Origin of the sequence: Actinospica durhamensis (assembly GCF_018139695.1) — a bacterium.
In the GTDB taxonomy this organism is placed as follows: Bacteria; Actinomycetota; Actinomycetes; order Streptomycetales; family Catenulisporaceae; genus Actinospica; species Actinospica durhamensis.
This window is the reverse complement of sequence record NZ_JAGSOG010000063.1, coordinates 22923-35739: the sequence shown is the minus strand read 5'-3', so window position 1 is coordinate 35739 and position 12817 is coordinate 22923. Positions and strand designations below refer to the sequence as shown.

9 protein-coding genes and 1 tRNA gene are annotated in these 12817 nt (G+C 70.4%); 1 reads left to right on the top strand and 9 read right to left on the bottom strand.

Going from position 1 to position 12817, the window contains the following annotated elements; genetic code table 11:
- Positions 1–154: 154 nt before the first annotated feature.
- Positions 155–2215, top strand: a complete 2061-nt coding sequence (locus KDL01_RS15130; RefSeq protein WP_246576460.1) for a M3 family metallopeptidase — start codon at positions 155–157, stop codon at positions 2213–2215.
- A 76-nt stretch (positions 2216–2291) separates the two neighbouring features.
- On the opposite strand, the gene KDL01_RS15125 is transcribed toward KDL01_RS15130, so the two are convergent.
- The 9 genes from KDL01_RS15125 to KDL01_RS15085 all read right to left on the bottom strand — a co-directional run bounded on the left by KDL01_RS15125 (position 2292) and on the right by KDL01_RS15085 (position 12585).
- On the bottom strand, positions 2292–3806 hold the full coding sequence (locus KDL01_RS15125) for an LCP family protein (protein ID WP_212529119.1): 1515 nt from the start codon (positions 3804–3806) through the stop codon (positions 2292–2294).
- 133 nt (positions 3807–3939) lie between these two features.
- A tRNA-Gln gene (locus KDL01_RS15120) sits at positions 3940–4011 on the bottom strand.
- 205 nt (positions 4012–4216) lie between these two features.
- Positions 4217–5782, bottom strand: coding sequence for a glutamate--tRNA ligase (gene gltX / locus KDL01_RS15115; protein WP_307846342.1), 1566 nt, complete (start codon positions 5780–5782; stop codon positions 4217–4219).
- 70 nt (positions 5783–5852) lie between these two features.
- On the bottom strand, positions 5853–6653 hold the full coding sequence (locus KDL01_RS15110; protein WP_212529118.1) for a fumarylacetoacetate hydrolase family protein: 801 nt from the start codon (positions 6651–6653) through the stop codon (positions 5853–5855).
- A 100-nt stretch (positions 6654–6753) separates the two neighbouring features.
- The gene (gene cimA, locus KDL01_RS15105) at positions 6754–8331 is read right to left on the bottom strand and encodes a citramalate synthase (protein WP_212529117.1); all 1578 of its coding nucleotides are present in this window, start codon (positions 8329–8331) and stop codon (positions 6754–6756) included.
- Between the two features lie 272 nt (positions 8332–8603).
- Positions 8604–9944 (bottom strand): MFS transporter, encoded by a 1341-nt coding sequence (locus KDL01_RS15100; RefSeq protein ID WP_212529121.1) that lies wholly within the window; start codon positions 9942–9944, stop codon positions 8604–8606.
- Between the two features lie 134 nt (positions 9945–10078).
- A complete protein-coding gene (locus tag KDL01_RS15095) occupies positions 10079–11203 on the bottom strand; it encodes a branched-chain amino acid aminotransferase (protein WP_212529116.1) in 1125 nt (374 codons plus the stop codon).
- A 141-nt stretch (positions 11204–11344) separates the two neighbouring features.
- Positions 11345–12427 carry a 3-isopropylmalate dehydrogenase gene (locus KDL01_RS15090; protein WP_212529115.1) on the bottom strand — a complete coding sequence of 361 codons (1083 nt, stop codon included), beginning with the start codon at positions 12425–12427 and terminating at the stop codon, positions 11345–11347.
- Positions 12388–12585: a hypothetical protein gene (locus tag KDL01_RS15085; protein WP_212529114.1), complete on the bottom strand. Its 198-nt coding sequence runs from the start codon at positions 12583–12585 to the stop codon at positions 12388–12390. The genes KDL01_RS15090 and KDL01_RS15085 overlap by 40 nt, the downstream gene beginning before the upstream one ends.
- Between the last annotated feature and the right edge of the window lie 232 nt (positions 12586–12817).

Sequence of the window (12817 nt, the reverse complement as noted above, 5' to 3'; positions counted from 1 at the left end):
GCGCGGCGCGGCGGGGAGAGCTTGGCGGAGACTGGCGGAGGGGATGTTGGGGGGCACGCACGCGCACGTCCGCGGCTCGCGTGTCGAAGGACACGTTGAAGATCACACAATGTGTGCCTTCGTCTGGCACGACGGTGCGCACTAGGCTCCTGCCATGTCGCTCGAAACCGAGATCTCCAGCGTGCCGGATGACAACCCCTTCTTCCGGGCTTCCACCCTTCCGTACCAACTGCCTCCTTTCGATCTGATCCGGATGGAGCACTACCGGCCCGCCTTCGACCAGGGCATGGCCGATCAGCTCGCGGAGATGGCTGCGATCGCCAACAGTCCGCTGGAGCCCGACTTCGAGAACACCGTCGTGGCCATGGAACGCAGCGGTGCGCTGCTCAACCGCGTTGCGCACGTGTTCTTCAACCAGTCCTCCTCCGACACCAACGACACTTTCCAGGAGATCGAGGCGGAGATCTCGCCGCGGCTGGCCGCGCACGAGGATGCGATCCACCTCGACCCCAAGCTCTTCGGGCGTATCAAGGCTCTGTATGACGCGCGGGAGTCGCTGGAGCTGCCGGACGGCGAGGCGCTGCGTCTGATCGAGAAGCGCCACGAGGCTTTCGTGCGCGCCGGGGCGGAGCTGTCGGCCGAGCAGCAGGAGCGGCTGCGGGGGCTCAACGCCGAGCTGGCCACGCTCACCACGACCTTCCAGCGCAACCTGCTGGCCGACACCAAGGCCCGCGCGCTGGTCCTCGACGACGCGGCCGAGCTGGCCGGGCTGTCCGAGGACGGCGTCGCCGCGGCCGCGGAGAACGGCAAGGCGCTGGGCCACGAGGGCAAGTACGTGCTGAGCCTCAAGCTCTTCTCGAACCAGTCCGAGCTCGCCTCGCTCGAGGACCGCGAGGTGCGCCGCCGGCTGCTCGAGGCCTCGGTCGGACGCGGGTTCGAGGCCAACCGCGAGGTCATCCGGCAGATCGTGATGCTGCGGGCCGAGCGCGCCGCGCTGCTGGGCTTCCCGTCGCACGCGGCCTACGCGGTGGGCGACCAGACCGCCGGCAGCGTCAAGGCCGTCGACGAGATGCTCTCCCGGCTCGTGCGGCCGGCCGTCGCCAACGCACGCGAGGAGGCCGAGGCGCTGCGCGAGGCCAACGGGGGCGCGACGATCGCCGCCTGGGACTGGCAGTACTACTCGGAGAAGGTCCGCAAGGCGCAGTACGACATCGACTCGGCCGAGCTGCGTCCGTACCTGGAGCTCGAGAGCGTGCTGCACAACGGCGTGTTCTTCGCCGCCGGCAAGGTCTACGGCCTGAGCTTCACCCCGCGCCCCGATCTCCAGGCCTACCACCCGGACGCGCGCGTCTTCGAGGTCTTCAACGAGGACGGCAGCGCGCTCGGCCTGTTCGTGGCCGACTTCTACGCGCGCGAGTCCAAGCGCGGCGGCGCGTGGATGAACGAGCTGGTCGAGCAGTCGGAGCTGTCCGGCACGAAGCCGGTGGTGGTCAACAACCTCAACATCGCCAAGCCGCCGGCCGGCGAGCCCACGCTGCTGACCTTCGACGAGGTCAACACGATGTTCCACGAGTTCGGCCACGCGCTGCACGGCCTGTTCTCAGACGTGCGCTACCCCTACTTCACCGGCACCCGCGTCCCGCGCGACTTCGTCGAGTACCCCTCGCAGGTCAACGAGATGTGGTCGATCTGGCCCGAGGTCCTGTCGAACTACGCCCGCCACTACCAGACCGGCGAGGTGATCCCGGACGCGCTGGTGCAGAAGATGAAGGCCGCGGAGCTGTTCGGCGAGGGCTTCCGCACCGTCGAGTACCTGGGCGCGACCCTGCTGGACTGGGCCTGGCACTCGCTCGCCGAGGGCCAGGACCCCGGCACCGACCTCGAGGCCTTCGAGGCCGCGGCGCTCGAGGCCGCGGGCGTGGCCATGACCGAGATCCCGCCGCGCTACCGCACCGGCTACTTCGCCCACATCTTCAGCAGCGGCTACGCCGCCGGGTACTACTCGTACATCTGGTCCGAGGTGCTCGACGCCGACACGGTCGAGTGGTTCAAGGAGAACGGCGGCATGCTCCGCGCGAACGGCGAGCGGTTCCGGGCCGAGCTGCTCTCCCGCGGCGGCAGCCTCGACCCGCTGACCGCCTTCGCGAACTTCCGCGGCCGGGCTCCGGAGATCGAGCCGCTGCTCGCCCGCCGGGGCCTGCTGCCGCAGCAGTAGAGCAGCGGGAGGGCCGTACGCGTAAGCGCCTGTGTAGGCCGCGGTATCTGCGGCCTACACAGGCGGACAACGAGACTCAGCTGATCGGGCAGGTGTCCACGCCGCCGGGGTCGGTCGTGCCGGCGCCTGAGCTGCTCGCGTCGGCGGACGCCGAGCCGGAGGGGGTGCCGCTCGGGGTGTCGGCCATCAGGGCCAGGCGCATCACGCTCTCGAACGCGCCCAGCGACTCGGCGGCGCGCAGCTGGTCGGGCGTCAGCACCTGGGCCTGCTTGGCGCCGGGGGCTGCCGTGCCCGCGCTCGGCAGCGGGCCGGCGCGCAGGCCCTGGACTGCGCTCGGCACGGCGCCCGGCAGCGGTCCGGCGCCCCGCAGGCCCTGGGCGGCGGCGCCCGTCGAGGAGACGGGGCCCGCGTCCGGCTCGTTGATCAGGCCGTCCCACAGCTTGGTGGCGGCCGGCTCGCTCCAGACCACCCGGTTGGGATCGCCCGCGTACGGCTCGTTGGGGACCGTCACGTACGTCATCTTGCCGCTCGGGATGGAGTTGAGGGTCTCGGCGAGTCCGTAGAGCTGGCTGACCGAGCCGAGGCCGGGGTCGGTCTGGATGGCGCTGGTCGCGGCGTTGAGGACCTTGTAGAGCTTGACCGGGTCGGTGAGCAGGCCGTCCGCGCGCACCTGCGAGGAGAGCTGGTCGATGAAGTACTGCTGGCGCTGGATGCGCTCGAGGTCGGAGCCGTCGCCGATGGTGTGGCGCACCCGCACGAAGGCGAGCGCCTGCTGGCCGTTGAGCGTGGTCGTGCCCGCAGCCAGCTTCAGGCCGGAGTCGGGGTCGGTGATCGGCTGCGTCACGCACACCTTGACGCCGCCGAGCGCGTTGACCACGCCCACCACGCCCTCGAAGTCGACCACGATGTAGTGGGTCAGCGGCAGGCCGGTCAGGCTCTGCACGGTGCTGACGGTGCACGGGGCTCCGCCGCTGGTGAAGGCCGAGTTGAACATGCCGAAGGTGGCCGCCACGCTCTGGCCGCCGGCGCCGGTGCACGCCGGGATCTGCACCATCGAGTCGCGCGGGATCGAGACCTCGGTGCCCTTGCGGCGGTCGGCCGGACTGTCGAAGACCATCGTGGTGTCCGAGCGCGCCCCGGCCACGCTGCCGCCGCCGAGCGCCTGGTTGGCTCCGGAGCGCGAGTCAGAGCCGATGAACAGCACGTCCTGCTTGCCGTTGATGGAGGAGGACTTCAGGTCCGCGCCCTGGGTCCTGATGTTGCCGTTCAGGTGGTCCCAGATCACCGTGATGCCGATGCCGATCAGCACGATCAGGCCGGCCAGCGCGGCGGTGGCGAACACCACGAGCTTCTTGCGAGAAGACCACTTCTCGTTGCGCCGCCAGCGGCCGGGTCCGCCGCCGCCCGGCCCGAACACCGCGCCGCCGCCGGACTCCCCGTCCCCGCCCCAGCCCGCGGCGGGTTCGGGGGTCTGCTCGGACTCGTCCTGCGAGCCGGACGAGGAGTGTTCGGAACCGGCCTCCGGGGACGCATCGTGCTCACGCCCGGAGTCGGACTCCGATCCCCATCGCTGCGGCCCGTCGGTATCCATACAGCCGATCTTGGGCCCGGCACCGCCCTGCGCGCCCGTCCCGAAAGCCAAACGACGTACGGCCGGGCGTCACGGCCGGGATGGGAGCCGGAAAAGCAAACAGGGCGTATCGCTTTCGCGATACGCCCTCAAGCTGGGGTACCAGGACTCGAACCTAGAACAACAGAGCCAGAATCTGCCGTGTTGCCAATTACACCATACCCCACTGGTGTGCAGGCTTGCCGGTTTCCCGGGGGGCGCTGCGTTGACAACTATAGCGGTCGGGCGGCCGGTGGCCCAAATCAGTTAGGCCACCGCACGGTGCGACCCGCCGAATCGGGCCCCAACCAGGCCCGAACCAGGCCCCAACCAAGCCTGAACCGGGCCCGCCCGCCCGGTTCGAAGCGGGCGGCGGGACCCCGGTTGACGGCCTAGGACGCGGTGGAGGCCGCGGCGCGGGCGCGCGTGGTGGCGGCGTTGAGGCGGGCGAGCGCGCGGTCCCGGCCGAGCAGCTCGAGGGACTCGAACAGCGGCGGGGAGACGCGGCGGCCGGTGACGGCGACGCGCACGGGGGTGAAGGCGTTCTTCGGCTTGAGGCCGAGTCCTTCGATCAGGGCCGCGCGCAGGGCGTCGTCGATCGCCTGGACCGTCCAGGGCGACTCCTCGGTGCCGAGGGCGGACAGCGCCGCGGTGGCGGCGGCCAGGGCGGGCCACGCGTCGGCGGTCAGCACCTTCTCCGCGTCGGCCTCGTTGACCTGGAACGCGTGGCGCCGGTCGGTGCCGTCGCCGGTGAACAGGAAGCCGAGCATCGGCACCGCCTCCGACAGGACCGTCATGCGCTCCTGCACCAGCGGGGTCGCCGCCAGCAGCGTGCGCCACTCGCCCTCGTCGGCCAGGTGGCCGTCCTCGCCGCCGAGCAGCAGGCCCTCGCGGTCCAGGAACGGCAGGATCCGCTTGGCCAGGTCCTCGGTCTCCAGCCGGCGCAGGTGGACGGCGTTGATCGCCTCGCACTTCTTCAGGTCGAAGCGCGCCGGGCTGGAGTTGATCCGGGTCCCGTCGAAGCCCGCGACCAGCTCCTGCTTGCCGAAGATCTCCTCGTCGTTGCCGAGGGACCAGCCGAGCAGGGCCAGGTAGTTGAGCACGCCCTCGGGCAGGTAGCCGGTCCGCGGGTAGTAGCTGAAGCTGGCCTGCGGGTCGCGCTTGGACAGCTTCTTGTTGCCCTCGCCCATGACGAACGGCAGGTGGCCGAACTCGGGCACCTGCTTGGACACGCCGAGTTCCACCAGCGCCTCGTGCAGCGGGATCTGACGCGGCGTCGAGGGCAGCAGGTCCTCGCCGCGCAGCACGTGGGTGATCCCCATCAGCGCGTCGTCCACCGGGTTCGTCAGCGCGTACAGGGGCGAGCCGTCGGCGCGCAGCAGCGGGTAGTCCGGGACGTTCTCCGCCTCGAACGCGATCTCACCGCGGACCAGGTCGTTCCAGGCGATCTGACGGTCCGGCAGGCGGAAGCGCAGCACGTGGGTGCGGCCCTCGGCCTCGTACGCGGCGATCTGCTCGGGCGTCAGGTTCCGGCAGGTGCCCTCGTAGCCGGGGTTGCGCTTCTCCTGCCTGGCCAGCTCGCGGGCCGCCTCGAGCTCCTCGGCGGTGCAGTAGCAGGGGTAGGCGAAGCCCGACTCGCGCAGCCGCGCGGCCATGTCCTGGTAGATCTCGCCGCGCTCGGACTGCCGGTAGGGACCGTGCTCGCCGCCGACCTCGGGGCCCTCGTCCCACTCCAGGCCCATCCACCGCAGCGTCTGCAGGATGGCCTGGTAGGACTCCTCGGTGTTGCGCGCCGCATCGGTGTCCTCGATGCGCAGCACCAGCTTGCCGCCGTAGTGCTTGGCGAAGGCGTAGTTGAACAGGGCCGAGCGGATCAGGCCCACGTGCGGGTCGCCGGTCGGGGACGGGGGGAACCTGACCCGCACGCCGTTGTCGAGCTTTGAGGTGTCGATGCTCACGTTTCCAATACCGTTCTTCTGACGGGTGATCCGGGGCGCGAGTCCCGGCGGTGTGGATCCGGGGTGGGGATCAGCGCTTGACGATCCGGTTCGTCAGGGTGCCGATACCCTCGATGCTCACCGAGACGAGGTCGCCGGGGTTCATCGGGCCGACGCCGGCCGGGGTGCCGGTGAGGATGACGTCGCCGGGCAGCAGGGTCAGCGCCTCGCTGATGAACGCCACCAGCTCCTCGATGCCGCGCATCATCTGGCTGGTGCGCCCGGCCTGCCGCAGCTCGTCGTTGACGGTGCAGGTCAGGGCCAGGTCGGTGGGGTCGAGGTCGGTCTCGATCCACGGGCCGAGCGGGCAGGAGGTGTCGAAGCCCTTGGCCCTGGCCCACTGGCCCTCGGCCTGCTGCGCGTCGCGGGCGGTGACGTCGTTGGCGCAGGTGTAGCCGAGGATGACCTCGCGCACCCGCGCGCGCGGCACCTGGCTGCACAGCCGGCCGATCACGATGGCGAGCTCGGCCTCGTGGTGCACGTTCTGCGAGAAGACCGGGTACGCGATCGTCTCGTTCGGCCCGATCACGCTGGTGGAGGGCTTGAGGAAGGTCAGCGGCACGGCCGGGACCTCTCCGCCCATCTCCTTGGCGTGGTCGGCGTAGTTGCGGCCGACGGCGACGACCTTGCTGGGCAGCACGGGGGCGAGCAGGCGCACGTCCGCGAGCGGCCAGACGCGGCCGGTGGTGTGCGGTTCCGGGGTGAAGGGGTGGCCCTCGAGCTCGGCGATGACCATGGCCTCGGGCTGCTCGGGGTCGCCCTCGACCAGGCCGAAGCGCACGGCCCCGGCGTCTGCGGCACTGTCAGGAAGGGAGAATCTCGCGATACGCACGGGACAAGTCTAGGCCGTGTCCTCACGCCGTCGCCGGGGCCACGGCGCCTGCCGGGCAGGTGGCGCGGCGCGGTGTGCCACCTGCCCGGACGGGCCCGGGTCAGCTCTCCAGGCGCAGCAGGCCGTAGGTGACGGCCTCGACCAGGGCGTTCCAGCTCGCGGCGACGATGTTCTCCTGGACGCCGACGGTGGCCCACTCGTTCTTGCCGTCGCTGGTCGTGATCAGCACGCGGGTACGCGAGTCCGTGCCGTGGTCGCCCTCGAGGATGCGCACCTTGTAGTCCGTCAGCTCCAGCTCGGCGAGCTCCGGGTAGAGCTGGCCGATGGCGTTGCGCAGGGCCGTGTCGAGCGCGTTGACCGGGCCGTTGCCCTCGCCGACGGTGATGATGCGCTCGCCCTTGGCGTGCAGCCGGACGGTGGCCTCGCAGCCCTGGGTCCCGTTCTCGCGCTGCTCGACGATGACCCGCCAGGACTCGACCGTGAAGAACTCGGGGCGCTCGGTGCCGTTGAGCTCGTCCAGGATGAGCAGCTCGAAGGACGCGTCGGCGGCTTCGAACGAGTGGCCGGTGGCCTCGAGGTCCTTGACCCGCTCGGCGATCCGGGTGAGCGCCTCGCGGTCGCCGGACAGGTCGTAGCCGAGCTCGCGGCCCTTGAGCTCGATCGAGGCCCGGCCGGCCATCTCGGAGACCAGCATGCGCATGTCGTTGCCGACGATCGCCGGGTCGATGTGCTGGTAGAGCATCGGGTCGGCCTTCACCGCGGAGGCGTGGATACCGGCCTTGTGGGCGAAGGCGGAGAAGCCGACGTAGGGCTGCTTGGTGTGCGGGGCGATGTTGGTGACCTCGGAGATGGCGTGCGCGATCCGGGTCATCTCGGCCAACGACTCGTCCGGGACCACGTGCATGTTCTTCTTCAGCTGCAGGTTCGCCACGATGGTGAACAGGTTCGCGTTGCCGGTGCGCTCGCCGTAGGCGTTCGCGGCGCCCTGGACGTGGGTGGCCCCTGCCTCGATCGCGACCAGTGAGTTGGCCACGGCGCAGCCGGAGTCGTCGTGGCAGTGGATGCCGACACGGGCGCCGGTGCGGTCGATGACGGTGCGTACGACGTCGCCGAGCTCGGTCGGGAGCATGCCGCCGTTGGTGTCGCACAGGGCGATCAGGTCGGCGCCGGCCTCCGCCGCGACCCGGACGAACTCGAGCGCGTAGGCGGGGTTGTCCTGGTAGCCGTTGAAGAAGTGCTCGGCGTCGACGAAGACGCGCTGGCCCTCGGCCCGCAGGTGGGTCACGGTGTCGCGGACCATGGCCAGGCACTCGTCCAGCGAGGTGCGCAGGGCCAGTTCGACGTGCCGGTCGTGCGCCTTGGCCACCAGGGTGACGATCGGGGCGCGGGATTCGCGCAGGGCGGCCACCTGGGGGTCGTCGGCGGCCTTCAGGTCGGCCCGGCGGGTCATGCCGAACGCGGCCAGCTGCGCATGTTCCAGGTCGAGCTCGGTCTGAGCGCGCCGGAAGAACTCGGTGTCCTTGGGGATCGCCCCGGGCCACCCTCCCTCGATGAAGCCCACGCCGAGTCCGTCGAGCTGACGGGCGATCAGGAGCTTGTCCGCCACGGACAGCGCGAGACCCTCCTGCTGGGCTCCGTCTCGCAGCGTCGTGTCGTAGACGTGGAAGCTGTCGTTCACGCTGGCTCCTCGTTCGGGTGGGATAACCGGTCGGAAAAACAAGAAAACCCCTCGCGATACGCGAGAGGTCTGCACACCGGCGGCGGACTGTGGAGTCCTATGCCGATGCGCCGCCGGTAATGACGCGCCGGGTCTGCATGCTCGGCAGTCTGCCACGATCGGGGCGATATGGACAACGTGTCTCGATGCGTGGGACGCACCGGGGCGCACGGAAAACGCCGGTCACACCGGGCTTCGGGGGCCCGGCGCGACCGGCGTGGCCTGCTCGCGCCTCAGCTCGCCGGGACGTCGCGCATGTGGCGCAGCGGGGAGAAGAAGACCCACAGCCCGGCCGCCATCCCGCCGACCGCGCAGATCGCGATGGTCTGGCGCACCCCGATCCAGGTGCCGAAGGCGCCGCCGAACAGGGCGCCGAGCGGCATGGTGCCCCACACTATCCAGCGCACGGAGGCGTTCATCCGGCCGAGTAGCTGGGGCGGGCAGATGCGCTGGCGGTAGGAGACCTGGGCGGTGTTGTAGACGACCGCGAGGAAGTACTGGGCGAATATGCCGGCCGCGAAAAGCAGCACTCCCCAACCGGGCTGGGCCAGCGGCATCAGCAGGAACAGCGGGGTCGGGACCAGGGCGGAGACCCAGATGATCCGGGCCGAGCCGATCCACCGGCCGAGCCGGCCGGCCAGCAGGCCGCCGATCACGCCTCCTATCGCGGCGAGCGAGAACAGTGTGCCGACCACGGTGGGCGAGGCGTGCAGGATACGCACCAGGAAGACGATGTCGAGCGCGCCGACGCCGGAGCTGAAGAAGTTCGCGGTGCCGGTGCAGGCCACGATCTTGCGCAGGATCGGGTGCTTGACCACGAAGCTCAGGCCCTCGTTCATGGCCGCGCGGAAGGTGACGTGCTCGGCGCGCTTGTCCGGCTTGGGCTCCGGGGTGCGGATCAGCAACAGCGAGACGGCGCTGGCGGCGAAGGAGCCGGCGTCGGCGGTGATGGCCTTGGCCGCGCCGAGCAGGCCGACCAGGGCGCCGCCGAGGGACGGGCCGACCAGGCCGGCGAAGGCGTTGGTGGAGCCGAGCTTGCCGTTGGCGTCCACGAGCTGGTCACCGTCCAGCAGCACCGGGACGTAGCTCTGGTAGGAGACGTCGAAGAACACGCTGAGGATGCCGGCCAGCGTGGCCACCACGTAGATCTGCCACAGCGTCACATGCCAGAGCACGCCGGCCAGCGGGATGGAGCCGAGCAGCGCGAACCGGGCCACGTCGCACCACATCATCAGCCCGTGCTTGCGCAGCTGGTCCACGATCACGCCGGCGGGCAGCGAGATGAGCAGGAAGGCCAGGCTCGTCAGTATGCTGATCAAGGAGACCTCGAACGTGGTCGCCTTGAGCGCGGCCACCGCGAGCAGCGGCAGCGCCAGTATGGTCACGGCGCTGCCCACGTCGCTGACCGTCTGCCCGCCCCACAGCAGCATGAAGTCGCGGTGGCGCCACAGGGAGGCCGGGCGCGGCGCGGCGGCGTCCTCGGCCGGGGTCGCCGGGCCGGGCACCTGCGCCGAGGCGGTCCGCTCGGGCGCCCGGCCGGTCTCGTCCACACTGCCCTCGTCGCGCTGTGTCATCTCCGTCACGCCTCCTCCCTAGCGGATCGGAGGCGCACAGTCCAGTGATTCGGCTGTCGGCAGATGAGACGAGTCGCGGCGAGCTGGGTGGACGAGGACCGCCGGGCGGGGCCGGGGACCGGAGTAAGGCCTGATCAGGCGGTGTGCACCGGGGCCGGGACGATGGTGTGCAGCCAGCCGCGGCTGTCGGCCACGTCCCCGTGCTGGATGCCCAGCAGGTGCTCGCGCACGCGCATGGTGACCGGGCCGGCCTTGCCGCCGCCGATCACGATCTCGCTCTCCTTGCCGCGGAACCCGCCGATCGGGGTGACCACGGCCGCGGTGCCGGAGCCGAAGGCCTCGGTGATCGCGCCGCTCTCGGCGTGCTCGCGCAGCTCGTCGACCGAGATCAGGCCCTCCTCGGCCGGGATGCCGAGGTCGGCCGCGGCCTGCAGCAGCGAGTCGCGGGTGATGCCGGGCAGCAGCGAGCCGGAGAGCTTGGGCGTGAACAGCTTCGCCTCGGCGCCGGAGCCGTAGACGAAGAAGACGTTGTTCGAGCCCATCTCCTCGATGTACTTGCGCTCGATCGCGTCCAGCCAGCACACCTGGTCGCAGCCCTCGGCCACGGCCTGGGCCTGGGCCAGGAACGAGGCCGCGTAGTTGCCGCCGCACTTGGCCTCGCCGGTGCCGCCCGGCGCGGCGCGCACGTAGTCGGTGCCGAGCCAGGCGGTGACGGTCTTGCCGGCCGAGAAGTAGGAGCCGGCCGGGGAGGCGATCAGCATGAACAGGTACTCGGCCGAGGGGCGGTTCACGCCGAGGCCGACCTCGGTGGAGAACATGAAGGGGCGCAGGTAGAGCGACTGCTCCGGGTCCTCGGGGACCCAGGCGGCGTCCTGCGTGACCAGGGCGTCGATGGCGGCGAGGAAGAGCTCCTCGGGCAGCACCGGCATGGCCATGCGGACGGCGGAGTTGGCCATGCGCTGGGCGTTGGCCTCGGGGCGGAAGCAGGCGACGGAGCCGTCGGCCTGGCGGTAGGCCTTGAGGCCCTCGAAGATCTCCTGGCCGTAGTGCAGCACCGAGGTGGCCGGGTCGATCTCGATCGGACCGTAGGGGCGCAGCTCGGCCGAGTGCCAGCCGCGGCCCTCGGTGTAGCGGATGACGACCATGTGATCGGTGAAGTACTGACCGAACTTGGGGTCGGCGAGGATGGCTGAGCGCTCCGCCGCGCTCAAGGGCTCGGTGGTGGACTTGAGCTCGATGGTCGTCGCACTGGTGGACATGTCAGTTCCCTCTACGTCGGGCCGTAACGATGGACTACGCCTCGTGACGGCCCGACCGCGGGGATCGGATACACGGCTACCGGGGCCGTCACACTAGTTTTTCTCGCCTAGTGAGACGGTAACCCAGATTTTTCTACCGTCTCACTCTGCTACGCGGCTTCGGATGGCGTCTCCGATGGCCGCGGTGCCGCGTACGCCCAGTTCGGCGCGCTCGGCCAGGTCGGCCTCGACGGCGGATTCGATGCGCGCGGCGGCCTCGGGGTGGCTGAGGTGAGCCAGCAGCAGGGCCGCGCTCAGGATGGCCGCGGTGGGGTCGGCCTTCCCGGTCCCGGCGATGTCGGGGGCGGAGCCGTGGACCGGCTCGAACATCGACGGGAACGCGCCGGTGGGGTTGACGTTGCCCGAGGCGGCCAGGCCGATGCCGCCGGTGACGGCCGCGGCGAGGTCGGTGAGGATGTCGCCGAACAGGTTGTCGGTGACGATCACGTCGAAGCGCTCGGGCTGCGTGGTCAGGAAGATGGTGGCGGCGTCCACGTGCAGGTAGTCGGTCGTGACCTCGGGGTACTCGGTCGCGACCGCGTGGAAGATCCGCGTCCACAGGTGACCGGCGTGGACGAGCACGTTGTTCTTGTGCACCAGCGTCAGCTTGCGCCGGGGGCGGGCCTGGGCCCGCTCGAAGGCGTCGCGCACGACCCGCTCGATGCCGAAGGCGGTGTTGATCGAGACCTCGGTGGCGATCTCCTGCTCCGTGCCGGTGCGCAGGCTGCCGCCGTTGCCGGTGTACGGGCCCTCGGTGCCCTCGCGCACGACCACGAAGTCGATCGGCGCGTCGCCGCGCAGCGGTCCGGTGGTGCCGGGCCACAGCTTGGACGGGCGCAGGTTGACGTAGTGGTCGAAGGCGAAGCGGAGCTTGAGCAGCATGCCGCGCTCGATCAGGCCCGAGGGGATCCGGGTGTCCCCCGGAGCCGCGCCGACCGCGCCGAACAGGATCGCGTCGTGGCGCCGCAGCGCCTCGATGGTCTCCTCGGACAGCGCCTCGCCGGTCGCCAGGTAGTGTTCGGCGCCGAGAGCGTAGTCGGTGGTCTCGAGCTTGACGTCTTCGGGCAGGGCCACGCGCAGGACCTTCAGGGCCTCGGCGGTAACCTCCGGGCCGATCCCGTCGCCGCCGATGACGGCGAGGTCGATCAGCTTACTGTCACGGCTGCGGACTGCGGTGTCGGGCATGCCGGGTAGCGTACGCCCGTCTCAAATCCGCGCAGCAGTTCGTCCATATCGCGAGACTCGAGGTTTTCGCCCTCGTCGCGCCAGTCATAGGCCTGCTGCAGGGCGAACCGCGCCGCGGCCTTCGCCTCGGAATCCTGGGTGGTGTGACGGCGGTACATGTCGTGTTCCGTCCCTCGCTGATGATCGGTCTGGGTACGGACACGCGGGCTTGTGGCCGCGCGAACAGGTCCGAAAGCGGCGGGGGTGGAGCCGTTTGTTCGGACGTCCTAGTATCCGACCGTACCCCGACTCGGGGCGATCTGTCTCGTTTTTCTTCGGACTTCCTAGTATTTGAGATGCCCTCGCCCGTGCTCGGCCGAACGGAGAAAAACCGCGTCCCCCGGACGGCTC